We start from the raw sequence: 24,514 nt of genomic DNA, 5'->3' as shown, positions 1-24,514 counted from the left end.
GACCGTACCATGCAAACTCGTGACGATATTTTCAACACCTTGCGCGACGCCCTGGTGGAACTGTTTGAACTGGAGCCGGAACGCGTCACGCTCGACGCCAACCTGTACCAGGACCTGGAAATCGACAGCATTGATGCGGTGGACCTGATCGACCACATCAAGCGCCAGACCGGCAAGAAAATCGCCGCCGAAGAGTTCAAGGCCGTGCGTACCGTGAATGACGTGGTCGAGGCGGTCTACCGTCTGGTTCAACCGGCCGCATGAGCCGGCTGATCGGCCTTGGCCTGTTGCTGGCGGGGCTGCTGTACCCTTTTGCGGTGTATTACGGCACTGAGCATTTTGCCCCGTGGCAATTTGGCCTGCTGCTGGGCAGCCTGTGGCTGTTGCGCGCCCTGACCGGCGCCAGGCGCCCGGGCAGCCGCTGGATGGCGGCGGCGATCATTGTCTTTTGCCTGCTGCTCGCCTGGTTCGACAACCCGCAGATGCTGCGCTGGTACCCGAGCCTGGTCAGCGCCTTCATGCTGGCACTGTTCGGCCTGAGCCTGAAATACGGGCCGCCGATGGTCGAGCGCCTGGCGCGCATGAGCGAGCCGCAACTGCCCGAAGAAGCGATTGTGTATACCCGCCAGGTCACCGTGGTGTGGAGTGTATTTTTCCTGTGTAACGGCCTGCTCGCCGCCGCGCTCACCCTGTGGGCGCCGCTGAGCTGGTGGACGTTGTACAACGGCATGATCGCCTACGGGCTGATGGGGCTGTTGTTTGCCGTGGAATGGCTGGTACGACAAAGGGTTCGAGGCCGCGTATGAATTGGTTGAATCTTGAGCACTTGCTGCTTGAGCCTGTGGAGCAGCGTTTGGTGACCACCGAACCTGCCCTGGATCACCCACACCTGTGGGAGAAGTCCCTGAGCCTGGCCGGCGGGTTGCAAGCCCGGGGCATCCAGCGCCTGGCGGTGTACCTGGAAGATGCCGGCTTGCTGGCGATCGCCCTGCTGGGTGCGTGGCGCGCAGGCGTCAGCGTGTTGTTGCCCGCCGACCTGCAACCACAGACGCGCCAGCGCTGGGACGATGCCGTCGACGCCTGGCTGACCGAGGCCGGCGACCTGGACGCGCTGTATCAAGCGCCATCAAGCGCCGCAGCCCTGGACCTGGATGCCTGCTGCCTGAGCCTGTGCACCTCCGGCTCCAGCGGCGAACCCAAGCGCATCGACAAAACCCTGCGGCAGATGGCCAATGAAGTCCAGGCGCTGGAAACCCTGTGGGGCGCCGACCTGGGCGAGGCGTGCATCATCGGCAGCGTCGCCACCCAGCATATCTATGGCTTGCTGTTCCGGGTGCTGTGGCCGTTGTGTGCCGGGCGCACCTTTGTGCGCCAACAGTTGGCATTTCCCGAGGACTTGCAGCGCGCCAGCCGCGAGCATGCGCAATTTGCCTGGGTCGCCAGCCCGGCGCTCCTCAAGCGCATGGGTGACAACCTCGACTGGCCAGCGCTTACACCGGTCAAACGGGTGTTTTCCTCCGGCGGCGCCTTGCCCCTTGAGGCCGCCGGCAGCCTGCATCAGCGTTTGCAGCAATGGCCGACGGAAATCCTCGGCAGCTCGGAAACCGGTGGTATCGCCTGGCGCCAGGGCGAACAACCGTGGCAGCCGTTTGCCGACGTGCAGCTGAGCCAGGACGCCGACGGCGCCTTGCGCATCGCCTCGCCATACCTGCCCGCCGGCCATGTCGAACAGACCGCCGACGCCGCCACCATCCACGCCGACGGCCGCTTCGAATTGCTCGGCCGCCTGGACCGCATCGTCAAGCTGGAAGAAAAACGCATCTCCCTGCCGATGCTGGAACAGGCGCTGATGGACCATGCCTGGGTCGCTGAAACGCGCCTGGGCGTGGTGCAGGAAAACCGCGCCTCCCTCGGCGCCCTCGTGGTGCTCAGCGCAGACGGCTTGCATGCCCTGCGTAACCAGGGCCGGCGCACCGTCACCCAAACCCTGCGCCAGCACTTGAGCCAACACTGCGAAGCCCTGGCCCTGCCCCGCCGCTGGCGCCTGTTGCGCCAATTGCCGCTGAACACCCAAGGCAAGCTGCCCCAGGCCGACGTCGAAGCCCTGCTGCTGGCACCGCGCCCGAAAGCCCCGGAAGTGCTGGAACAAGTCGAAGCCAACGGTGAATGGACCCTGCAACTGGCGATCCCGCCGGACCTCGCCTATTTCAGCGGCCACTTCCCGCAAACCCCGGTGCTGCCGGGTGTGGTGCAAGTGGATTGGGCGCTGAGCCTGGGCCAGCAACTGCTCAAGCTGCCGGGGAAGTTCGCCGGGATGGAAGTGCTCAAGTTCCAGCAACTGGTACGCCCGGATGACCGGATCGAACTGCACCTGCGGTTCGATCAGGAGCGCGGCAAGTTGTACTTCGCCTACCGCAATGAGGCGGCCGCCTGCTCCAGTGGGCGGATCGTGCTGGGGAGGGTCAGTGATTAAGCTTTTGTGGCGAGGGAGCTTGCTCCCGCTGGAGTGCGCAGCGCTCCCAACCCAGGCACTGTGGTTTATCAGGCAAATCGGTGTCGCCTGTGTTGGGGCCGCTTCGCAGCCCAGCGGGAGCAAGCTCCCTCGCCACACGAAGTGCTTGTGCCAATGGGGTACCTGTTATGCATAAGCCCTGCGCCTTGATCCCGGTCTACAACCACGAGGCCGCCGTGCCCGCCGTGGTGCGCACCGTGCTGTCCAGCGGCCTGCCATGCCTGCTGGTGGACGACGGCAGCAGCGCCGCCTGCGCCGCCGTGCTGGCGCAACTGGCAACCCTCGACAACGTGTCACTGCTGACCCTGCCCGCCAACCAGGGCAAAGGCGCCGCCGTCATGGCCGGCTTTCGCGAAGCCGCACGCCTGGGCTTCACCCACGCCCTGCAAGTGGACGCCGACGGCCAGCACGACCTGCGGGAAGTCGGTACCTTCCTCGACGCCTCCCGCGCCCACCCGAATGCGGTGATCTGCGGCTACCCGGAATACGACGAAAGCGTGCCCAAGGGCCGCCTTTACGCGCGCTACCTGACCCACGTTTGGGTGTGGATCAACACCTTGTCGCTGCAGATCCGCGATTCCATGTGCGGCTTTCGCGTGTACCCACTGCCACCGACCCTGGCCTTGATGGACTCGGCCAACATCGGCAAACGCATGGATTTCGACTCCGACATCCTGGTGCGACTGGCCTGGCGCAACCAGCCGATGCGCTGGCTGCCGACCAAGGTGCACTACCCCGCCGACGGCCTGTCGCACTTTCGCCTGTTCCATGACAACGCGCTGATTTCCTCGATGCACACCCGGCTGTTCTTCGGCATGTTGGTGCGCGCGCCGATGATCCTCTGGCGCCGGTGGCAGGCATGAGCCAGGACACCAAGCACTGGGCCGACCGCGAGGAGCGCGGCAGCTTCTGGCTGATGAAATTCACCGCCTTCGCCGCCAAGGTCCTCGGGCGCCGGCTGCTGAGCCCGCTGCTCTACGGCATCGTTTTCTACTTCTTTCTGTTCGGCCGCACGGCCCGCCAAAGCGCCTGGCAATACCAGCAGCGCCTGGCCGACTGGAGCCGGCGCGACGACCTGCGCCCTACCCACAGAAGCGTCTTCGGCCAGTTCATGGCGTTCGCCGACGCCCTGCTGGACAAGCTCGACGTATGGAACGGCAAGCTGCGCCTGGAGCAGATCGAAATCATCGACCCGGCCCAACTGCGCGGCCAGCTGCGCAGCGAACGCGGGCAGATGCTGGTGGGCGCGCACCTGGGCAATCTTGAGGTGTGCCGCGCCCTCGCCGAACTGGGCGAAAAGGTCACCATGAACGTGCTGGTGCACACCAAGCACGCTGAACGTTTCAACCGGATTCTGGGCGAAGCCGGGGCGACCAATCTGCGCCTGATCCAGGTCAGCGAACTTGATCCGGCAGTGATGATGCTGCTCAGCCAGCGCCTCGACGACGGCGAGTGGCTGGCGATTGCCGGCGACCGCGTACCGCTGCATGGCGGGCGTACGGTGCGCGTGGATTTCCTCGGCCATGACGCCGCCTTCCCCCAAGGCCCGTGGCTGTTGGCCGGTTTGCTAAAATGCCCGGTCAACCTGCTGATGTGCTTGAAGCATCAAGGCCGTTATCGCCTGATCATCGAGCCGTTTGCCCAGTTGATCGAATGGAAACGCAGCGACCGCCCGCAGGTGATCGCACAATGGACCGCCCGCTACGCCGAGCGCCTGGGCCAGTTCTGCCTGGAAGCGCCCCAACAATGGTTCAACTTTTACCCTTTCTGGAAGACCGATGACGACGCATCTTGAGCCGGTAACCTTCGGCGAAATTCCCCTGCGCATCGAAGACGTGCTGGCCCTGGCCAACCGTCAGGCGCCGACTCAACTGCAAGCTGATGCCAAGTACCGCCAGCGCATCGCCAAGGGCGCGCAGTTCCTGGATTCGTTGCTGGACAAGGAAGGCGTGATCTACGGCGTGACCACCGGCTACGGCGACTCGTGCGTGGTGGCGGTGCCGCTGGAGCACGTCGAAGCGTTGCCCCGCCACCTCTACACGTTCCACGGCTGCGGCCTGGGCAAGTTGCTGGATGCGCAAGCCACCCGCGCGGTGCTGGCGGCGCGGTTGCAGTCGCTGTGCCATGGCGTGTCGGGCGTGCGCGTGGAGTTGCTGGAGCGCCTGCACGCGTTCCTGGAATTCGACGTGCTGCCGCTGATTCCGGAAGAAGGCTCGGTAGGCGCCAGCGGTGACTTGACGCCGCTGTCCTACGTGGCCGCAACCTTGTCTGGTGAGCGCGAAGTGATGTTCCGTGGCGAACGCCGCCAGGCGTCGGAGGTGCACCGCGAGCTGGGCTGGGACCCGCTGGTACTGCGCCCGAAAGAGGCCCTGGCACTGATGAACGGCACCGCCGTGATGACCGGCCTCGCCTGCCTGGCCTTCGCCCGCGCCGACTACCTGCTGCAACTGGCCACGCGCATCACCGCGCTGAACGTGGTGGCGCTGCAAGGCAATCCGGAGCATTTCGACGAGCGCCTGTTCGCCGCCAAGCCACACCCGGGGCAGATGCAAGTCGCCGCCTGGCTGCGCAAGGATCTGGCGATTGACGCGCCGACCGCGCCGCTGCATCGCCTGCAAGACCGTTACTCCCTGCGCTGCGCGCCCCACGTCCTGGGCGTGCTGGCCGACAGCCTGAACTGGTTGCGCTCGTTCATCGAGATCGAACTCAACAGCGCCAACGACAACCCGATCATCGACGCCGAAGAAGAACGCGTACTGCACGGCGGCCACTTCTACGGCGGCCACATCGCCTTCGCCATGGACAGCCTCAAGACCCTGGTGGCCAACGTCGCCGATCTGCTGGACCGCCAGCTCGCGCTGCTGGTGGACGTGCGTTACAACCACGGCTTGCCGAGCAATTTGTCGGGTGCGCCAGCCGAGCGGGCGATGATCAACCACGGCTTCAAGGCTGTGCAGATCGGCACCAGCGCCTGGACCGCCGAAGCGCTGAAAAACACCATGCCGGCCAGCGTGTTCTCGCGCTCCACCGAGTGCCACAACCAGGACAAGGTGAGCATGGGCACCATCGCCGCCCGCGATGCGATTCGTGTGCTGGAACTGACCGAACAAGTCGCCGCCGCCACCTTGCTCGCCGCTAATCAGGGCGTATGGCTGCGGGCTCAGGCTGAAGATGCGCGCCCGCTGCCGCCGGCGCTGGCCGCCATGCACGACGAGCTGGCCAAGGACTTCCCGCCGGTCATCGAAGACCGCGCCCTGGAAGGCGAACTGCGCCTGTGCCTGAAACGCATCGCCGAGCAACACTGGAGGCTGCATGCGTAGCCCCGGCGTGTTGCACTGCGACACTGAAATCCTCGTGCCGTTTTTCGACATCGACACCATGAACGTGGTGTGGCACGGGCACTACGTAAAGTACCTGGAAGTCGCCCGCTGCGCCTTGCTGGACAAGCTCGGCCACAACTACACAGCGATGCTGCAAGCGGGCTACGCCTGGCCGGTGATCGACATGCAGCTGCGCTATGTGCGCGGCGCGACCTTCGGCCAGACCATCAACGTGCGCGCCAGCCTGGTGGAGTGGGAGAACCGCTTGAAGGTCAATTACCTGATCAGCGACAAGGCCACCGGTGAGCGTCTGACCCGCGCCAGCACCGTGCAAGTGGCGGTGGAGATTGCCAGCCGCGAAATGCAGTTGGCGTCGCCAAAAATATTCACTGACGCCATAGAGAGAGCCTTGAAATGAGATTCCCTGTGGGAGCGGGCTTGCTCGCGAAAATCGTCAACGATAACGCAGGCCGCCTGACACCCCGTGGCGCCCTCAGGTTCTTCGCGAGCAAGTCGAATCGTCGCACCGCCGCTCCCACAGGAATCGCCTTCATTCTGTTGTTGGGCATTCCAGGCCTGGCCCATGCTTTCGACCTGCAACAACTCAGCGATCAGCTTGCAAAACCGTCGGTGATCCACGGCAACTTCACCCAGGAAAAACACCTGCGCGCCCTACCGCAACCGCTGGTCAGCAAGGGCACGTTTGTCCTGGCCAAGGATCACGGCCTGCTGTGGCTGCTGAAAACCCCGCTGCAACAGGACTACCGCATCAGCGCCAACGGCATCGCCCGGCGTGACGCCAACGGCTGGCAATTGCTGCCGAACAAGAGCGCCGGCGCCGAGCAGAACCGTTTGTTCCTCGCCGTGTTACAGGGCGACAGCAGCGGCTTGCAGCGTGACTTCGAGCTGCAACTGCAAGGCGAAGCCCAGCAGTGGAAACTCACGCTGATCCCGCGCTCGCTGCTGCTCAAGCAGGTGTTCACCCAAATCAATATCGACGGCGGCGAACTGGTGCAGAAGATCGAGCTGCTGGAAACCCAGGGCGACAGCACCGTACTGCGCATGCAGGACAGCACCAGCAGCCAGCCCTTGAGCGACGCGGAGCAACACGACTTTGCCGAGTGAACGCTGGTTGCCGCGCCTGTTCCTGATCCTGCTGGTGGGCGTGTTGGCCCTGGCGGGCTGGCAATGGCGCCATGGCGCACCGCTGTCGGCGAACCTGATGGAACTGGTGCCCGGCACCGCGCCGGATGCGCTGGAGCTGCGCGCCGAACAGCGCATGCAGGAACCGCTGAACCGCGAAATGCTGGTGCTGGTGGGGCATGCCGATCGACAAAAAGCCGTGGCCATGGCGACGCAATTGGGCGAAGCCTGGCAAGCCAGCGGCCTGTTTGAAAAGGTCCAGTGGAACCTCCAAGCCGACCTGCCGGCCCTGCGTCAGCAGTTGCTGCAAGGCCGGCTGGCGATGCTCTCGGCCAAGGATCGCGAGCAACTGATCGACGAGCCCCAGGCGTTTATTCAGCAGCGGGTTCAGGCGCTGTTCGACCCGTTCACCGGCTTCAGCCTGGTGCCGAGCCAGGACGATTGGCTGGGCCTCACCGGGCGCATCCAGAACAGCCAGCCGCAACACGGTTCGGTGCAGCTGGATATCGGCAGCGGCGCGCTGATCGCCGATGCCGACGGCAAAAGCTGGGTACTGCTGCGGGCCCGCACCACCGGCAATGCCTTCGACATGAAACTGCCGCTGCAAGTGGCTGACCTGCTCAAGGCCAGCCGCGAGCAGGCCGACCAGCAAGGCGCGCAATTGCTCGCCGCCAGCGGCCTGCTGTATGCAGCCAATGGTCAGCAGCAGGCCACCCGGGAAATCACTTGGGTCGGCGGCGGCGCGACGGTAGGCATCCTGTTATTGCTGCTGCTTGCGTTCCGCCGCTGGCGGGTGTTGCTGGCGTTCGTGCCGGTGCTGGTGGGCATGCTGTTTGGTGCGGTGGCCTGTGTGGCGCTGTTCGGGCATATGCATGTGATCACGCTGGTGCTGGGCTCGAGCCTGATCGGCGTGGCGGTGGATTACCCGCTGCATTACCTGTCCAAGAGCTGGAGCATGAGCCCTTGGCGCAGTTGGCCGGCCTTGCGCCTGACCTTGCCGGGCCTGAGCCTGAGCCTGGCCACCAGTTGCATCGGTTACCTGGCCCTGGCGTGGACGCCGTTCCCGGCGCTGACGCAAATCGCGGTGTTCTCCGCTGCCGGTCTGGTGGGCGCTTACCTGTCGGCCGTGTGCCTGTTGCCGGCCTTGCTCAAAGGCGTCGAGCTGCGCCCGGCGCAATGGCCCCTGCGCATTGCCGAGTTCCTGCTGAGCGTGCGCGAGTCGCTGCTCAAGCGCCTGCCAAGCCCGGTGTTGCTGGTACTGGTGTTGGTGTTTTGCGCCGGTGGGCTGTGGCACCTGAACAGCAAAAACGATATCCGCCAGTGGATCGGTGCGCCGCCGCAGTTGCTGCAGGAAGCCCAGGCCGTTGCGCGGATTACCGGGTTCCAGCCCACCAGCCAGTTCTTTCTGGTACGGGCGGACAATCAACCGCAATTGCTGGAGCGCCAGGCCGCGCTGAGCCAGCGCCTGGATCAGTTGGTGAACATGGACAAGCTCCAGGGTTACCTGGCGCTCAACCAGTTGGTCAGCGCGCCGGCGGAGCAACAGCAACTGCGCGAGGCCCTGAAACAGCTGCCGCACTACTGGCAGCCATTGCTGGACCTCGGCGTACCCGCCAGCGCGCTGCAAGCCGAGCTGACCCAGTTGCAGGCCTTGCCCACCGAAGACATCGACGCAGCACTGGTCGGCCCGCTGGCCGAGCCGTGGCGCACGCTGTGGCTGGGGAATATCGACGGTGGCGTTGCAGCGATGGTGAGCCTGCAAGGTTTGAACAACCCGGCCTTGCTGCGGGTACAGGCCCTGGATTTACCCGGCGTGCAGTTGGTGGATCGCCTGGGCGACTTGAACCAGGTGTTTGCCGCGACGCAAATCAGCGCGGCAGAATTGAAATTGATGTCCTGCGTGTTGATCGTACTGTTGCTGATCCTGCCGTTCGGCTTCGGCGGTGCCCTGCGCATCGTCGCCCTGCCGCTGCTGGCGGCGCTGTGCAGCCTGGCCAGCCTCGGTTGGCTGGGGCAGCCGCTGACGTTGTTCAGCCTGTTCGGCCTGCTGTTGGTAACCGCCATCAGCGTCGACTACGCGATCCTGATGCGTGAACAAATTGGCGGCACCGCCGTGAGCCTGTTGGGCACACTGTTGGCGGCCGTGACTACTTGGCTATCGTTCGGCCTGCTGGCCATTTCCAGCACGCCGGCGGTGAGTAATTTTGGGCTATCGGTGAGCCTGGGGCTGGCATTCAGCTTCATGCTGGCACCGTGGGCCGCCCCGTCCGGGACAAGGAAGAAACGATGAGCAGCCAATACCTCAGCAAGAACTACGTCGAAGAAACCAAATTCGGCTTCTGGTTCCTGCGCAGCCACACCTGGCAGCACCATGTGCTGCGCGTGGCCATTAACGACCTGCGCAGCCTGTTCAGCGAACCGCCGCCGGTTGCTCCGGTGCTGCTGGACGCCGGCTGCGGCCAGGGCAAGTCGTTCCAGTATTTGCAGCAAGTGTTCGCCCCCGAGCGCCTGATCGGCCTCGACGCCGACCCACACAGCCTCGACCTGAGCCGCGCCGAAGCCGCGCGCCAGGGCATCGCCATCGAGTTGATCGGCAGCGACTGCGCGACCCTCGACGTGGCCGACGCCAGTGTCGACGTGCTGTTCTGTCACCAGACCTTCCATCATCTGGTGGAACAGCATCGCGCCCTGAAAGAGTTCTATCGGGTGCTCAAGCCGGGCGGCTACCTGCTGTTTGCCGAATCCACCGAGGCCTATATCGACACCTGGGTAATCCGCTGGCTGTTTCGTCACCCGATGCATGTGCAGAAAAGCGCCGAGGAGTACCTTGAGATGATTCGCGAGCAGGGCTTTGAGTTCGGCCCGCAGAACGTCTCGTACCCGTACCTGTGGTGGAGCCGCGCCACCGACTTCGGCCTGCTTGAGCGCTGGGGCCTGCGCCAGCCAAAACCGGCCGGCCAGCGCGAAGAAACCCTGGTCAACGTGGTCGCCCGCAAACCTCTGGCGAGCGCTGAAACATGATCCGAATGCTGTTGATCGGCTGCCTGTTGCTGCTGGGCGCGTGCGCCAGCCAGCCGCCGTTGCCGACGAAAAACCCGGTACTGAGCCTGCCACTGCAACTGCACATACAGCGCGAACAGGGCGGCCAGCGCCAGGACTGGTTGCTGGTGATGCAGCGCGAAGGCGGCGGGATCCGCTGGTCGATGATGGACCCGCTGGGCATTCCCCAGGCTCGGCAGATGCTGATCAATGGCGCCTGGCGGGCCGACGGTCTGCTGCCGCCCAATCCCCAGGCGCGTGAACTGTTTGCCGCGCTGTTGTTCGCCCTGACCTCGGCGGATGAAGTTTCCAGGCTGTACCCCGGCACCCAGGAAATGGACCTGATCCGCACCCTGCCGTCCCACTGGAAGATCACCTATCACTCCTCCCTGGTGTTTCGCGTGGACGTGATCGGGCAACACCTGACCTACCACATCTCGCCGCTAGGGGCTGCCCGATGAGCGCCTACCTCAATGCCCTCGGCGTGATCTGCGCCCTGGGCCGCGACAAGCGCGAAGTCAGCCGCAGCCTGTTTGCCGGCGACTGCTCCGGCATGCGCGCCGAAAGCGGCTGGGTGCCGGAGCGTGTGTTGCCGGTGGCCGCTGTGCACGGTGAACTGGCGGCGATACCGCCCGGGCTGGAATCCCATCGCAGCCGCAATAACCAGTTGCTGCTGGAAGCCGCGTTGCAGATTGACGACGAGATCCGGCAAGCGATCCAGACGTTCGGCGCGTCGCGCATTGGCATCGTGCTCGGCACCAGCACCTCGGGCATCGATGAAGCCAGCCGTGGCATCGCCCACTATCTGCGGGAAAACCAGTTCCCCGCCGACTACGACTATCAGCAACAGGCGCTTGGCGCCCCGGCCGATTTCCTCGCCGACTGGCTGCAACTGAGCGGCCCGGCCTACGTGATTTCCACCGCCTGCACCTCCAGCGCACGGGCGCTGATGAGTGCCCAACGCCTGTTGGACCTGGGTGTGTGCGATGCGGTGATCTGCGGTGGCGTCGACACGCTGTGCAAGCTGACCCTCAATGGTTTTTCGTCGCTGGAGGCGGTTTCGGCAGAGCGCTGCAATCCGTTTTCGCTGAACCGCAACGGCATCAATATCGGCGAAGCCGCCGTGTTGTTCCTGATGAGCAAAACCCCGGCGCCGGTCGCACTGCTGGGCAGTGGTGCCAGTTGCGACGCCCACCATATTTCCGCCCCCGAGCCTACCGGCAAGGGTGCGTTGCAAGCGATGCGCAAGGCCCTGGCCAGCGCACAACTGGCGCCCGGACAAATCGGTTACCTGAACCTGCACGGCACCGCTACCCAACATAACGATGCCATGGAAAGCCTGGCGGTCGCGGCCCTGTTCCCGGACGGCGTAGCCTGCTCCTCGACCAAACCCATGACCGGCCACACCCTGGGCGCCGCCGGCGCGCTGGAAGCGGCGTTCTGCTGGCTGAGCCTGGCAGAAGGCGTAGTGCCGCCGCATGTCTGGGATGGCCAGGCGGACCCCGACCTGCCCGTACTGAAGTGGGCGTCGCCCGGCGACGCCCTGGAAAAACGCTGCCTGATGAGCAACTCGTTTGCCTTCGGCGGCAACAACGTCAGCCTGATTATCGGAGACGCCCCATGACTGATTGGCCGCTCGCCGAACTGCTGCCCCACGCCGGTGACATGATCCTGATCGATCAGGTCTTGAGCTTTGACGAAGAACAGATCCAGACCCGCCTGACGGTCAAGCCCGGCGGTCTTTTCAACCGCGCCGATGGCAGCCTGCCCGCGTGGGTCGGCATTGAGTTGATGGCGCAAAGCGTCGCCGCCTACGCCGGTTGCCGTGCGCGCCAGAAAGGTGAAGCCGTGGAGTTGGGCTTCCTGCTGGGCACGCGCAAGTTCGAGTGCAACGTCGAGCACTTTCCCGCAGGCACCGAGCTGACCATCCACGGCCTGCGCTCCCTGGAAGACGACAACGGCATGGGTGTGTTCGAATGCCACCTCACCGGCGACGGCATCCAGGCCAGCGCGCGCTTGAACGTATTTCGACCGCCCCAGGCGGCCAACTATTTAGATGAATCGAAGGACACCACGCCATGACTGAATCCGTATTGGTGACCGGCTCCAGCCGTGGCATCGGCCGCGCTATCGCTGTGCGCCTGGCCCAGGCCGGGCACGACATCGTGCTGCACTGCCGCAGCGGGCGTGCCGAGGCGGATGCGGTGCAGGTCGAAATCGAAGCGCTGGGGCGCAAGGCCCGGGTGTTGCAATTCGATGTGGCGGACCGCGCCAGCTGCAAGGAGATCCTTGAAGCCGACGTGGAAGCCCATGGCGCGTATTACGGCGTGGTGCTCAATGCGGGCCTGACGCGCGACGGCGCGTTTCCAGCGCTGTCGGAAGACGATTGGGACATGGTGATGCGCACCAACCTCGACGGTTTCTACAACGTGCTGCACCCGGTGATGATGCCGATGATTCGTCGTCGCGCCGCCGGGCGGATCGTGTGCATCACCTCGGTATCCGGGCTGATCGGCAACCGCGGCCAGGTCAACTACAGCGCGTCCAAGGCCGGCCTGATCGGCGCCGCCAAGGCCCTGGCCATCGAGCTGGGCAAGCGCAAGATCACCGTCAACTGCGTGGCCCCCGGGCTGATCGACACCGCGATGCTCGATGAAAACGTACCGGTGGAAGAGCTGATGAAAATGATCCCGGCCCAGCGCATGGGAACGCCGGAAGAAGTCGCCGGGGCGGTGAATTTCCTGATGTCGGCAGAAGCCGGCTACATCACCCGCCAAGTGCTGGCCGTGAATGGAGGCCTGTGCTGATGAAACGCGTGGTGGTCACCGGCATGGCCGGCGTTACGTCCCTGGGCAGCGATTGGGCAACCATCGCCGCCAACTTCCGCGCCAACCGCAGCGGCATCCGGCGCATGGACGAGTGGGACCGTTTCACCGAACTGAACACCCGGCTGGCCGGGCCGATCGATGATTTCGTGGTGCCCGCCCACTGGACCCGCAAGCAACTGCGCAGCATGGGCCGGGTTTCCCGGCTGGCGGTATGGGCGGCGGAGCAGGCGCTCAAAGACGCCGGCTTGCTGGGCGACGATTCGATCAAGGACGGGCGCATGGGCGTGGCCTGTGGCTCGTCCACCGGCAGCACCGACGAGATCAAGGCCTTCGGCAATATGCTGCTGAACTCGGTGGCCGAGGGGCTGAACGCCAACTCCTACGTGCGGATGATGCCCCACACCACGGCGGCGAATATCAGCATTTTCTTCGGCCTCACCGGCCGGCTGATCCCCACGTCCAGCGCGTGCACCAGCGGCAGCCAGGGCATCGGCTACGCCTATGAAGCCATCAAGTTCGGCCGCCTGCCGCTGATGTTGGCAGGTGGCGCCGAAGAGCTGTGCCCTACCGAAGCCATGGTGTTCGATGCGCTGTACGCCACCAGCCTGAAAAATGATGCACCACAAACCAGCCCACGTCCCTACGACAGTGGGCGCGACGGCCTGGTGATCGGCGAAGGCGGCGGCATCCTGGTACTCGAAGAGCTGGAACATGCACTGGCCCGTGGCGCGCATATCCACGCCGAAATCGTCGGCTTCGGCAGCAACGCCGACGGCCAGCACACCACCCGCCCGGAACAGGCCACCATGCGCCGCGCCATGGAACTGGCACTGGAAGATGCAGGGCTTGCGCCCGACGCCATCGGCTATGTGAACGGCCATGGCACCGCCACCGACCAGGGCGACATCGCCGAAACCCTGGCCACCAGCAGCCTGTTCGGCAGCCGCATGCCCATCAGTTCTCAGAAGAGTTTCCTTGGGCATACCCTGGGCGCATGCGGCGCGCTGGAGTCGTGGTTCAGCATCGAGATGATGAACCGCAACCAATACGTGCACACCTTCAACCTCGACGAAGTCGACCCGCGCTGCGGCGAGCTGGACTACCTGCAAGGTGAGTTCCGCGAGCTGCACAGCGACTACGTGATGAACAACAATTTTGCCTTTGGCGGCGTCAACACTTCGCTGATTTTCCGCCGCTGGGTGTAAGTTTTTTTACTGACTGGAGAAATGGAATGTCTTCCCTGCTACGCGCAACACTGGTCGCTTTGGCCCTGCTCACCACCGCTGGCTGCACCAACAAACCGGTGCTCAACACCCAGCATGACTTGCCGGCGAACCCGCAGGTCAACGAAGAAAAAATGAAGCAGACCATTATCGCGGCCTTGAACAAACGCCAATGGGTGGTGCAGCGCCTGAGCCCGCAACTGGTGCAGGCCGAGATCAATGTGCGCAACCAGTTCCACGCTGAAATCGACATTCGCTACACCGCCACCAGCTACGCCATCACCTACCGCGACAGCCGCGACCTGGGCTACAAGGACGGCAAGATTCACCGCAACTACAACCGCTGGGTGAGCATGCTGGACCGTGACATCCTGGCGGCGTTGCGCACCAATGGTGTGAGTGACACGGCGCAGTTGCTCCAGCAGACCGGGACGTCGAAGCAGAACTGAAACACCCGCTTCCCTGTGGCTAGGGAGCTTGCTCCCGTTGGGGCGCGAAGCGCCCCTGAAACCTGCGATTGAAGGTTGCCTGGTAAAACTCAGTCGTCGGGTTTCGGGGCTGCTGCGCAGCCCAGCGGGAGCAAGCTCCCTCGCCACAGGTTATGCGTCGGTCATACCAATGCCTTGCGGGTCAGCAGCTCGACAAACGCCTTGGCCATCGGCGTCTGCTGGCCCTTGCGCTGCACCAGCCACACCGCCGTCACCGCCTCCTGATCCAGCAACGTGCGATACACCACGCCATCAATGCGGATCCGCTGATACGACGCCGGCAACACCGAGACACCCAACCCCGCCGCCACCAGGCCGATGATGGTCATCGCCTCCCCGGCCTCCTGCGCGAAGTGCGGGCTGAAGCCGGCATCACGCGCCAGGCTCATCAATTGGGCATACAACCCGCTGCCGTAAGTCCGCGGGAAAAACACAAACGGCTCTTCGGCCAATTGCGCCAGGTGCAAACCACGCTCACTGCCCTCCACCAGCGGATGCCCGGCGTTCAGCACGGCCACCAAGGGCTCGCGCATCAGTTCCACGACGCTCAAGGAATCGGGCAACGGCAACGGTCGCATCAACCCCACCTGAATCGACTCATCCACCAGCGACTCGGCCACCTCCGTGCTGCTCATCTCCTGCAGATTCAAATGCACCGCCGGGAATGCCTGGCGAAACGCGAAGATCGCCTGTGGGATGCTGGAGTTGAACGGCGCAGAAGAGGTGAAGCCAATCTTCAACTCCCCCAGTTCCCCCAACTGCGCCCGACGCGCCACGTCCGCCGCTTTATCCACCTGCGCCAGCACCAACCTCGCCTCTTGCAGGAACAACCTGCCGGCCTCGCTCAGCTCGACCCGACGATTGGTACGCTCAAACAACCGCGCACCTATCTCCTGCTCCAGCGCCTGGATCTGCTGGCTCAGGGGCGGCTGGGAGATCCCCAGCACCTGCGCGGCGCGGCCAAAATGCAGCTCTTCAGCCACGGCGATGAAGTAACGCAGGTGGCGCAGTTCCATGAAAACCTCATTAGGTCGTAAAAGCTCTTAAACAGGTCGAACAATATATTGGAAAGAATCAATAGGGAGCTATATTCTTTTTTGCATTGCCAGCCCTGGCAGCCTTTCCTCCCCGAGGTCCCGCGTGAAATCTGCTGTCGCTCCGCTTGCTCAAGAAGTACCGCCCACCGCCCTCGATGAAGTGGTGGCACAGCTCAACGAGCAGTACATCGAAAAAGGCACCCCGATGTTCATGCGCACGGTGCTGGCGCTGTTCTCCGGCGGTTTCGCCACTTTCGCCCTGCTCTACTGCGTACAGCCGATGATGCCGGCGCTGTCCCACGAATTTTCCATCAATGCCGCGCAAAGCAGCCTGATTCTCTCGGTGGCCACCGGCATGCTCGCCATTGGCCTGCTGATCACCGGGCCGATTTCCGACACCCTGGGGCGCAAGCCGGTGATGGTTGCCGCACTGTTCTGCGCCGCGCTGTGCACCATCGCCAGCGGCCTGATGCCAAGCTGGGAAGGCATCCTGCTGATGCGCGCACTGGTGGGCCTGTCCCTCAGCGGCCTGGCAGCGGTGGCCATGACCTACCTGAGTGAAGAGATCCACCCGCAACACATCGGCCTGGCCATGGGTTTGTACATCGGTGGTAACGCCATTGGCGGCATGAGCGGCCGCTTGATCATCGGTGTGCTGATCGACTTCGTCAGCTGGCACACGGCGATGCTGATCATCGGCGCCCTGGCGCTGATCGCAGCCACGGTGTTCTGGAAGATCCTCCCCGAATCGCGCAACTTCCGCGCCAGCACCCTGCACCCGCGCAGCCTGATGGACGGCTTCACCATGCACTTCAAGGACGCCGGCCTGCCGTGGCTGTTCCTCGAAGCCTTCGTGCTGATGGGCGCCTTTGTGACGATGTTCAACTACATCGGCTACCGCTTGCTGGCGGACCCGTACGATTTGAGCCAGGCCGTGGTAGGCCTGCTGTCGCTGGTCTACCTCTCGGGTATCTACAGCTCGGCGAAAATCGGCTCCCTGGCCGACCGCCTGGGCCGTCGCCGTGTGCTCTGGGGCACCATCGTGCTGATGCTCGGCGGTATCGCCCTGACGCTGTTTACCCCGCTGTGGCTGGTAGTGCCCGGCATGCTGATCTTCACCTTCGGCTTCTTCGGCGCCCACTCGGTGGCCAGCAGTTGGATCGGCCGCCGCGCACTGAAAGCCAAGGGGCAGGCGTCGTCGCTGTACCTGTTCAGTTACTACGTGGGATCGAGTATTGCGGGGACGGCGGGCGGGTTTTTCTGGCACTACGCCGGGTGGAACGGGATTGGCGGGTTTATCGTCGCGCTGTTGATCGTCGCGTTGCTGGTGGCGTTGAAGCTGGCGAAGTTGCCGCCGTTGCAGGAAGCCAAGGCTTAACCAGCGCTTACAAAAAAGCCCGGCATCTGCCGGGCTTTTTCATTGCCGCGCGATCACTCGTGATACTGCGCCGACAACTCGTGCACCGCCCGCAGGAACGCGCCTGCGTGCTCCGGATCAACTTCCGGAGTAATGCCGTGGCCAAGGTTGAACACGTGACCACTGCCTTTGCCGTAGCTGGCGAGGATGCGGCCCACTTCAGTACGGATGGCTTCCGGCTTGGCGTACAGCACGGTCGGGTCCATGTTGCCTTGCAGCGCAACCTTGTTGCCCACGCGGCGACGGGCTTCGCCGAGGTCGCAGGTCCAGTCCAGGCCCAGCGCGTCGGCGCCGGCGTCGGCGATGCTTTCCAGCCACAGGCCGCCGCCCTTGGTGAACATGATCACCGGCACCTTGCGGCCTTCGTGTTCGCGGATCAGGCCGCTGACGATCTTGCGCATGTAGGCCAGGGAGAACTCCTGGTACGCCGCCGCCGACAGGTTGCCACCCCAGGTGTCGAAGATCTGTACCGCCTGGGCGCCGGCCATGATCTGGCCGTTGAGGTAGGAGGTGACCGACTGCGCCAGCTTGTCCAGCAGCAGGTGCATGGCTTGCGGGTTGTCGTAGAGCATGGCCTTGGTCTTGCGGAAGTCTTTCGACGAGCCGCCTTCGACCATGTAGGTGGCCAGGGTCCACGGGCTGCCGGAGAAGCCGATCAGCGGCACGCGGCCGTTCAGCTCGCGGCGGATGGTGCTGACGGCGTCCATGACGTAGCCCAGGTCCTTGTGGGGGTCGGGGATCGGCAGGGCTTCGATGTCGGCCAGGGTGCTGACGACTTTCTTGAAACGCGGGCCTTCGCCGGTTTCGAAGTACAGGCCTTGGCCCATGGCGTCAGGGATGGTCAGGATATCGGAGAACAGGATGGCCGCATCCAGCTGTGGATAGCGGTCCAGCGGTTGCATGGTGACTTCGCAGGCGAACTCCGGGTTCATGCACAGGCTCATGAAGTCGCCGGCGTGGGCGCGACTGGCGCGGTATTCCGGCAGGTAGCGACCGGCCTGGCGCATCATCCACACAGGGGTGACGTCCACGGGTTGCTTGAGCAGGGCACGAAGGAAACGGTCGTTCTTGAGGGCAGTCATGTCGGCATCCGCAAAAAAAGTGCGGGCATTTTCTCAGAGCGCGACGCAAAAGGCACGGCAAGAGCCGTGCCTTTTGTCTATCGGGTCAATTTGTCGCGGATATGAAAGCGCCACAAAACAAATGTGGGAGCGGGCTTGCTCGCGAAAGCGGTGGGTCAGCCAACACATCTGGTGACTGATATACCGCATTCGCGAGCAAGCCCGCTCCCACATTTTGATCCCATTTCAATCCGGGATCGGGGTCAGACCTGCAGGTAATCCAGGATCCCTTCGGCGGCGTTGCGGCCTTCGAAGATGGCCGTCACTACCAGGTCAGACCCGCGAACCATGTCGCCACCGGCGAAGATTTTCGGGTTGCTGGTCTGGTGTTTGTACTGGCCTTGTTCCGGGGCTACAACGCGGCCCTGGCTGTCGGTCTGGATTTCGAACTGCTCGAACCACGGCGCCGGGCTTGGGCGGAAACCGAAGGCGATGACCACGGCGTCTGCCGGGATGATCTCTTCGGAACCCGGGATCGGCTCGGGGCTGCGACGGCCACGGGCATCCGGTTCGCCGAGACGGGTCTCGACCACTTTCACGCCTTCGACACGGTCTTCACCGACGATAGCGATCGGCTGGCGGTTGTAGAGGAATTTCACGCCTTCTTCCTTGGCGTTCTTCACCTCTTTGCGCGAACCCGGCATGTTGGCTTCGTCACGACGGTAGGCACAGGTCACCGACTTGGCGCCCTGGCGAATCGAAGTGCGGTTGCAGTCCATCGCGGTATCACCACCGCCCAGCACCACGACCTTCTTGCCTTTCATGTCGACGAAATCTTCCGGCGACTTTTCAAAGCCCAGGTTGCGGTTGACGTTGGCGATCAGGAAGTCCAGAGCGTCGTACACGCCCGGCAGGTCTTCACCGGCGAAGCCACCCTTCATGTAGGTGTAGGTGCCCATGCCCATGAACACGGCATCGTATTCTTCGAGCAGTTGCTCCATGGTCACGTCCTTGCCGATTTCGGTATTGAGGCGGAACTCGATACCCATGCCGGTGAAGACTTCGCGACGATGGCTCAGTACGGTTTTTTCCAGCTTGAACTCGGGGATGCCGAAGGTCAGCAGGCCACCGATTTCCGGGTTCTTGTCGAACACCACCGGGGTCACGCCGCCACGCACCAGCACGTCGGCACAGCCCAGGCCCGCCGGGCCCGCGCCGATGATCGCGACGCGCTTGCCGGTCGGCTTGACCTTGGACATGTCCGGGCGCCAGCCCATGGCGAACGCGGTGTCGGTGATGTACTTCTCCACCGAACCGATGGTCACCGCGCCGAAGCCGTCGTTGAGGGTGCACGCACCCTCGCACAGACGGTCCTGCGGGCACACCCGGCCGCACACTTCCGGCAGGGTGTTGGTCTGGTGCGACAACTCGGCGGCGGCGAGGATGTTGCCCTCGGCCACCAGCTTCAGCCAGTTCGGAATGAAGTTGTGCACCGGGCACTTCCATTCGCAATACGGGTTACCGCAACCCAGGCAGCGGTGGGCCTGGTCGGCCGAGTGCTGGGGTTTGAAGGGCTCGTAGATTTCCACGAACTCTTTCTTGCGTTGACGCAACAGTTTCTTCTTCGGATCTTTGCGCCCGACATCGATGAACTGGAAGTCGTTATTCAGACGTTCAGCCATGTTAAAACCTCATCAAACTCTTCAGGCGCATATCACTGCGGGTTGGCACGGATGCTGGAAAGCAACGATTTCAGGTTGGCAGCCTTGGGCTTGACCAGCCAGAAACGACGCAGGTAGTCATCGAGGTTTTCAGCGAGGTTGCGACCCCATTCGCTGTTGGTTTCCTCGACATATTCGTCCAGCACATGCTGCAAGTGGTTGCGATAGGATTCCATCGCTTCGCCGCTGATCCGCTGGATCTCCACCAACTCGTGGTTCACCTTGTCGACGAAGGTGTTGTCCTGGTCGAGCACGTAGGCGAAACCGCCGGTCATGCCCGAACCGAAGTTGTAGCCGGTCTTGCCCAGCACCGCGACAAAACCACCGGTCATGTATTCGCAGCAGTGATCGCCGGTACCTTCAACCACGGTGTGGGCACCGGAGTTACGCACTGCGAAACGCTCACCGGCCGTGCCCGCAGCAAACAGCTTGCCGCCGGTTGCGCCGTACAGGCAGGTGTTGCCGATGATGGCACTGTCTTGAGTCTTGTAGACGCTGCCCACTGGCGGGACGATCACCAGCTTGCCGCCGGTCATGCCCTTGCCCACGTAGTCGTTGGCGTCGCCTTCGAGGTACATGTTCAAGCCACCGGCGTTCCATACGCCGAAGCTCTGGCCAGCGGTACCCTTGAAGCGGAAGGTGATCGGCGCCTTGGCCATGCCCTGGTTGCCGTGCTTGCGCGCGATTTCGCCGGAGATGCGTGCGCCGATGGAACGGTCGCAGTTGCAGATATCCAGGGCGAATTCGCCGCCGCTTGCGTCGTTGATCGACGAAGTGGCCATCTCGACCATCTTCTCGGCCAGCAGGCCCTTGTCGAACGGCGGGTTGCGGTCAACCTGGCAGAACTGTGGCTTGTCGGCCGGGATGTGATCGCTGCCCAACAACGGCGTCAGGTCCAGGTGCTGTTGCTTGGCGGTCTGGCCTTCGAGGATGTCCAGCAGGTCGGTACGGCCGATCAGCTCTTCCAGGGAACGCACGCCCAGCTTGGCCAGCCACTCACGGGTTTCTTCGGCGACGTAGGTGAAGAAATTCACCACCATGTCGACGGTCCCGATGTAGTGGTCCTTGCGCAGCTTCTCGTTCTGAGTGGCCACGCCGGTGGCGCAGTTGTTCAGGTGGCAGATGCGCAGGTATTTGCAGCCCAGGGCGATCATTGGCGCGGTGCCGAAGCCGAAGCTTTCGGCGCCGAGGATTGCAGCCTTGATCACGTCGAGGCCGGTTTTCAGGCCACCGTCGGTCTGCACCCGGACCTTGCCGCGCAGGTCGTTGCCGCGCAGGGTCTGGTGAGTCTCGGCCAGGCCCAGTTCCCACGGCGCACCGGCGTACTTGATGGAGGTCAGCGGCGAAGCGCCGGTGCCGCCGTCGTAGCCGGAGATGGTGATCAGGTCGGCATAGGCCTTGGCCACACCGGCGGCGATGGTGCCCACGCCGGCTTCCGCGACCAGTTTCACCGAGACCAGGGCCTGCGGGTTGACTTGTTTCAGGTCGAAAATCAGCTGCGACAAATCCTCGATCGAGTAGATGTCGTGGTGCGGCGGCGGCGAAATCAATGTCACGCCCGGCACTGCATAACGCAGCTTGGCGATCAGGCCGTTGACCTTGCCGCCTGGCAGTTGCCCGCCTTCGCCCGGCTTGGCGCCCTGGGCAACCTTGATCTGCAGCACTTCGGCGTTGACCAGGTATTCCGGGGTTACACCAAAACGACCAGTGGCGACCTGCTTGATTTTCGAGCTCTTGATGGTGCCGTAGCGCGCCGGGTCTTCACCGCCTTCGCCGGAGTTGGAACGCGCACCCAGGCGGTTCATGGCTTCGGCCAGGGCTTCGTGAGCCTCAGGCGACAAGGCGCCCAGGGAAATACCGGCGGAGTCGAAACGCTTGAGGATCGATTCCAGTGGCTCGATCTCGCTGATGGCCAGCGGCGTGTCCAGGGTTTTCACCTTGAACAAATCGCGGATCATCGACACCGGGCGGTTATCCACCAGCGCGGTGTATTCCTTGAACTTGGCGTAGTCGCCTTGCTGCACGGCGGCTTGCAGGGTGTTGACCACGTCCGGGTTGTAGGCGTGGTATTCGCCACCGTGCACGAACTTCAGCAGGCCACCTTGCTGGATCGGCTTGCGCGCGCTCCAGGCTTCGGCGGCCAGGGCTTTCTGCTCGGCTTCGATGTCGACGAAACGCGCACCCTTGATGCGGCTCGGCACGCCACGGAAGCTCATCTCGCAAACTTCTTCCGACAGGCCGATGGCTTCGAACAATTGCGCGCCGCGGTAGGACGTGACGGTGGAGATGCCCATCTTCGACAGGATCTTCAGCAGGCCCTTCGTGATGCCTTTACGGTAGTTCTTGAACACCTCGTAGAGGTCGCCCAGCACTTCGCCGGTACGGATCAGGTCGCCGAGTACTTCGTAAGCCAGGAACGGATACACCGCCGAGGCGCCGAAGCCGATCAACACCGCAAAGTGATGCGGGTCGCGGGCGGTGGCGGTTTCAACCAGGATGTTGGAGTCGCAACGCAGGCCCTTTTCGGTCAGGCGATGGTGCACTGCGCCGGTGGCCAGGGAGGCGTGGATCGGCAGCTTGCCCGGGGCAATATGACGGTCGGTCAGCACGATCTGGGTACGGCCGGCGCGCACGGCTTCTTCCGCCTGATCGGCGACATTGCGCACCGCGGCTTCCAGGCCGAGGCTCTCGTCGTAGTTCAGGTCGATGATCTGCCGGTCGAAGCCTGGGCGATCCAGGGTCATCAACGAGCGCCACTTGGCCGGGGAAATGACCGGCGAGCTGAGGATCACGCGGGAAGCGTGCTCAGGCGATTCCTGGAAGATGTTGCGCTCGGCACCGAGGCACACTTCCAGGGACATCACGATGGCTTCGCGCAGCGGGTCGATCGGCGGGTTGGTCACCTGGGCGAACTGCTGGCGGAAATAGTCGTACGGCGTGCGCACGCGCTGGGACAGCACGGCCATTGGCGTGTCATCGCCCATGGAGCCGACGGCTTCGTAGCCCTGCTCGCCCAGTGGGCGCAGCACCTGGTCACGTTCTTCGAAGGTGACCTGGTACATCTTCATGTACTGCTTGAGCTGGTCGACGTCGTAGAAGGCAGAACCGTGGTCGTTGTCTTCCATGGTTGCCTGGATGCGCAGGGCATTCTTGCGCAGCCATTGCTTGTACGGATGACGGGACTTCAAGCGGTTGTCGATGGCATCGGTGTCGAGAATCTGACCGGTCTCGGTGTCCACGGCGAGGATCTGGCCCGGGCCAACACGGCCCTTGGCGATCACGTCTTCCGGCTTGTAGTTCCACACGCCGATTTCCGACGCCAGGGTGATGAAGCCGTTGGTAGTGGTCACCCAGCGCGCCGGGCGCAGGCCGTTACGGTCGAGCAGGCACACGGCGTAGCGACCGTCGGTCATTACCACGCCGGCCGGGCCGTCCCACGGTTCCATGTGCATCGAGTTGTACTCATAGAACGCCCGCAGGTCGGGGTCCATGGTCTCGACGTTCTGCCACGCTGGCGGAATGATCATGCGCACGCCACGGAACAGGTCGATGCCGCCAGTGACCATCAGTTCGAGCATGTTGTCCATGCTGGAGGAGTCGGAACCCACGCGGTTGACCAGCGGGCCGAGCTCTTCCAGGTCCATCAGGTCGTTGGCGAACTTGGTGCGACGGGCCACGGCCCAGTTGCGGTTGCCGGTGATGGTGTTGATCTCGCCGTTGTGGGCGAGGAAGCGGAATGGCTGGGCCAGCGGCCATTTCGGCAGGGTGTTGGTGGAGAAGCGCTGGTGGAACACGCAGATTGCGGTTTGCAGGCGCTCATCGCTCAGGTCTGGATAGAAGGCGGTCAAGTCCGCCGGCATCATCAGGCCTTTATAAATGATGGTCTTGTGGGAAAAGCTGCAGATGTAGTGGTCGGTGTCGGCGGCATTGGCCACGGACGAGCGACGACGAGAGGTGAACAGCTTGATCGCCATGTCCTGGTCGCTCAGGCCGTCGCCTGCGATGAACACTTGTTCGATCTGCGGCAGGCGCTCCAGGGCCAGGCGGCCCAGTACGCTGGTGTCGATCGGCACTTTGCGCCAGCCGACGAGCTGCAGGCCAGCGGCCAGGATCTCGCGGTTCATGTTCTCGCGAGCAGCTTCGGCTTTTACCGGGTCCTGGTTGAAGAACACCATGCCCACAGCGTACTGCTTGGGCAAATCGGCGCCGAAATGTTCCTTGGCGACTGCGCGCAGGAACTGGTCGGGCTTTTGAATCAGCAAGCCGCAACCGTCACCGGTCTTGCCGTCGGCGTTGATCCCACCGCGGTGGGTCATGCAGGTCAGGGCCTCGATGGCCGTTTGCAAAAGGGTATGACTGGGCTCGCCCTGCATGTGGGCTATCAGGCCGAAACCGCAGTTATCCTTGAATTCATCGGGTTGGTACAGACCTGCTTTCATAGACACTTTCTCACCAGGCTGCCTCTTATTCCGAGGCAAATTTCTTTTCAATTCAACCGGTTACCTTCCACGCCGAACGTACGCCGGCTTAGCGGGGGCAAAAGGGAGGTCATTGTACACACCGACACAGACGCTCACAAATTTAGCGACGAAATGTCGCAAATCTATGTCGCATTTATGAAAGGTTTAAAGCGATATGCTGTGCTAGTCAAAACTTTTTTAATTTTGACCGCTACGACTCAAAAGCCACTGTGACGCAGACACCACAAAGCGCGCGGCCTTCAGG

Annotated in this window: 21 protein-coding genes; 17 read left to right on the top strand and 4 right to left on the bottom strand. The window is 63.3% G+C overall.

Annotation, left to right across the window (positions count from 1 at the left end; all coding sequences use genetic code 11):
* Positions 1-9 precede the first annotated feature (9 nt).
* The 16 genes from V6607_RS02360 to V6607_RS02285 all read left to right on the top strand — a co-directional run bounded on the left by V6607_RS02360 (position 10) and on the right by V6607_RS02285 (position 14,514).
* On the top strand, positions 10-264 hold the full coding sequence (locus tag V6607_RS02360) for an acyl carrier protein (RefSeq protein ID WP_003209389.1): 255 nt from the start codon (positions 10-12) through the stop codon (positions 262-264).
* The gene (locus V6607_RS02355; RefSeq protein ID WP_008439202.1) at positions 261-806 is read left to right on the top strand and encodes a membrane protein; all 546 of its coding nucleotides are present in this window, start codon (positions 261-263) and stop codon (positions 804-806) included. The genes V6607_RS02360 and V6607_RS02355 overlap by 4 nt, the downstream gene beginning before the upstream one ends.
* The gene (locus tag V6607_RS02350; protein WP_134325619.1) at positions 803-2,473 is read left to right on the top strand and encodes an acyl-CoA synthetase family protein; all 1,671 of its coding nucleotides are present in this window, start codon (positions 803-805) and stop codon (positions 2,471-2,473) included. Before V6607_RS02355 ends, V6607_RS02350 begins: the two co-directional genes overlap by 4 nt.
* A 167-nt stretch (positions 2,474-2,640) precedes the next feature.
* Positions 2,641-3,375 carry a glycosyltransferase family 2 protein gene (locus tag V6607_RS02345; protein WP_134325618.1) on the top strand — a complete coding sequence of 245 codons (735 nt, stop codon included), beginning with the start codon at positions 2,641-2,643 and terminating at the stop codon, positions 3,373-3,375.
* Positions 3,372-4,307: a glycosyl transferase gene (locus V6607_RS02340; protein WP_134325617.1), complete on the top strand. Its 936-nt coding sequence runs from the start codon at positions 3,372-3,374 to the stop codon at positions 4,305-4,307. Before V6607_RS02345 ends, V6607_RS02340 begins: the two co-directional genes overlap by 4 nt.
* Positions 4,291-5,832, top strand: coding sequence for an aromatic amino acid ammonia-lyase (locus V6607_RS02335; RefSeq protein WP_003209379.1), 1,542 nt, complete (start codon positions 4,291-4,293; stop codon positions 5,830-5,832). The genes V6607_RS02340 and V6607_RS02335 overlap by 17 nt, the downstream gene beginning before the upstream one ends.
* Positions 5,825-6,250, top strand: a complete 426-nt coding sequence (locus V6607_RS02330) for an acyl-CoA thioesterase (RefSeq protein WP_134325616.1) — start codon at positions 5,825-5,827, stop codon at positions 6,248-6,250. Before V6607_RS02335 ends, V6607_RS02330 begins: the two co-directional genes overlap by 8 nt.
* On the top strand, positions 6,247-6,957 hold the full coding sequence (locus tag V6607_RS02325; protein WP_134325615.1) for an outer membrane lipoprotein carrier protein LolA: 711 nt from the start codon (positions 6,247-6,249) through the stop codon (positions 6,955-6,957). Before V6607_RS02330 ends, V6607_RS02325 begins: the two co-directional genes overlap by 4 nt.
* Positions 6,947-9,265, top strand: coding sequence for an MMPL family transporter (locus V6607_RS02320; RefSeq protein WP_134325614.1), 2,319 nt, complete (start codon positions 6,947-6,949; stop codon positions 9,263-9,265). Before V6607_RS02325 ends, V6607_RS02320 begins: the two co-directional genes overlap by 11 nt.
* The gene (locus tag V6607_RS02315) at positions 9,262-9,996 is read left to right on the top strand and encodes a class I SAM-dependent methyltransferase (RefSeq protein WP_087692517.1); all 735 of its coding nucleotides are present in this window, start codon (positions 9,262-9,264) and stop codon (positions 9,994-9,996) included. The genes V6607_RS02320 and V6607_RS02315 overlap by 4 nt, the downstream gene beginning before the upstream one ends.
* Positions 9,993-10,475 (top strand): hypothetical protein, encoded by a 483-nt coding sequence (locus V6607_RS02310; protein ID WP_166742139.1) that lies wholly within the window; start codon positions 9,993-9,995, stop codon positions 10,473-10,475. The genes V6607_RS02315 and V6607_RS02310 overlap by 4 nt, the downstream gene beginning before the upstream one ends.
* A complete protein-coding gene (locus V6607_RS02305) occupies positions 10,472-11,638 on the top strand; it encodes a beta-ketoacyl-[acyl-carrier-protein] synthase family protein (RefSeq protein ID WP_134325613.1) in 1,167 nt (388 codons plus the stop codon). The genes V6607_RS02310 and V6607_RS02305 overlap by 4 nt, the downstream gene beginning before the upstream one ends.
* Entirely contained in the window at positions 11,635-12,096 is a 462-nt protein-coding gene (locus tag V6607_RS02300; RefSeq protein ID WP_087692520.1) for a hotdog family protein, read from the top strand. Before V6607_RS02305 ends, V6607_RS02300 begins: the two co-directional genes overlap by 4 nt.
* The gene (gene fabG, locus V6607_RS02295; RefSeq protein ID WP_134325612.1) at positions 12,093-12,821 is read left to right on the top strand and encodes a 3-oxoacyl-ACP reductase FabG; all 729 of its coding nucleotides are present in this window, start codon (positions 12,093-12,095) and stop codon (positions 12,819-12,821) included. The genes V6607_RS02300 and fabG overlap by 4 nt, the downstream gene beginning before the upstream one ends.
* A complete protein-coding gene (locus tag V6607_RS02290; RefSeq protein ID WP_134325611.1) occupies positions 12,821-14,047 on the top strand; it encodes a beta-ketoacyl-ACP synthase in 1,227 nt (408 codons plus the stop codon). Before fabG ends, V6607_RS02290 begins: the two co-directional genes overlap by 1 nt.
* 26 nt (positions 14,048-14,073) lie before the next feature.
* Positions 14,074-14,514, top strand: a complete 441-nt coding sequence (locus V6607_RS02285; protein ID WP_003209360.1) for a hypothetical protein — start codon at positions 14,074-14,076, stop codon at positions 14,512-14,514.
* A 161-nt stretch (positions 14,515-14,675) separates the two neighbouring features.
* On the opposite strand, the gene V6607_RS02280 is transcribed toward V6607_RS02285, so the two are convergent.
* Complete coding sequence (locus V6607_RS02280; protein ID WP_003209358.1) at positions 14,676-15,569, bottom strand: LysR family transcriptional regulator; 894 nt, start codon at positions 15,567-15,569, stop codon at positions 14,676-14,678.
* A gap of 124 nt (positions 15,570-15,693) precedes the next feature.
* Here V6607_RS02280 and V6607_RS02275 point away from each other — a divergent pair, with 124 nt between their 5' ends.
* A complete protein-coding gene (locus V6607_RS02275) occupies positions 15,694-16,968 on the top strand; it encodes an MFS transporter (RefSeq protein WP_134325610.1) in 1,275 nt (424 codons plus the stop codon).
* Positions 16,969-17,021: 53 nt separating this feature from the next.
* On the opposite strand, the gene hemE is transcribed toward V6607_RS02275, so the two are convergent.
* The 3 genes from hemE to gltB form a co-directional block, all read right to left on the bottom strand.
* On the bottom strand, positions 17,022-18,089 hold the full coding sequence (gene hemE, locus V6607_RS02270) for a uroporphyrinogen decarboxylase (protein ID WP_087692524.1): 1,068 nt from the start codon (positions 18,087-18,089) through the stop codon (positions 17,022-17,024).
* Between the two features lie 242 nt (positions 18,090-18,331).
* On the bottom strand, positions 18,332-19,750 hold the full coding sequence (locus V6607_RS02265; protein ID WP_003209353.1) for an FAD-dependent oxidoreductase: 1,419 nt from the start codon (positions 19,748-19,750) through the stop codon (positions 18,332-18,334).
* A 32-nt stretch (positions 19,751-19,782) separates the two neighbouring features.
* Positions 19,783-24,228: a glutamate synthase large subunit gene (gene gltB / locus V6607_RS02260; RefSeq protein WP_003209351.1), complete on the bottom strand. Its 4,446-nt coding sequence runs from the start codon at positions 24,226-24,228 to the stop codon at positions 19,783-19,785.
* Positions 24,229-24,514 lie beyond the last annotated feature (286 nt).

It is taken from the genome of Pseudomonas sp. KK18, assembly GCF_037094675.1.
Taxonomy (GTDB): Bacteria; Pseudomonadota; Gammaproteobacteria; order Pseudomonadales; family Pseudomonadaceae; genus Aquipseudomonas.
Note: the sequence above shows the minus strand (reverse complement) of the source record. Positions and strands in the feature narration are given on the sequence as shown.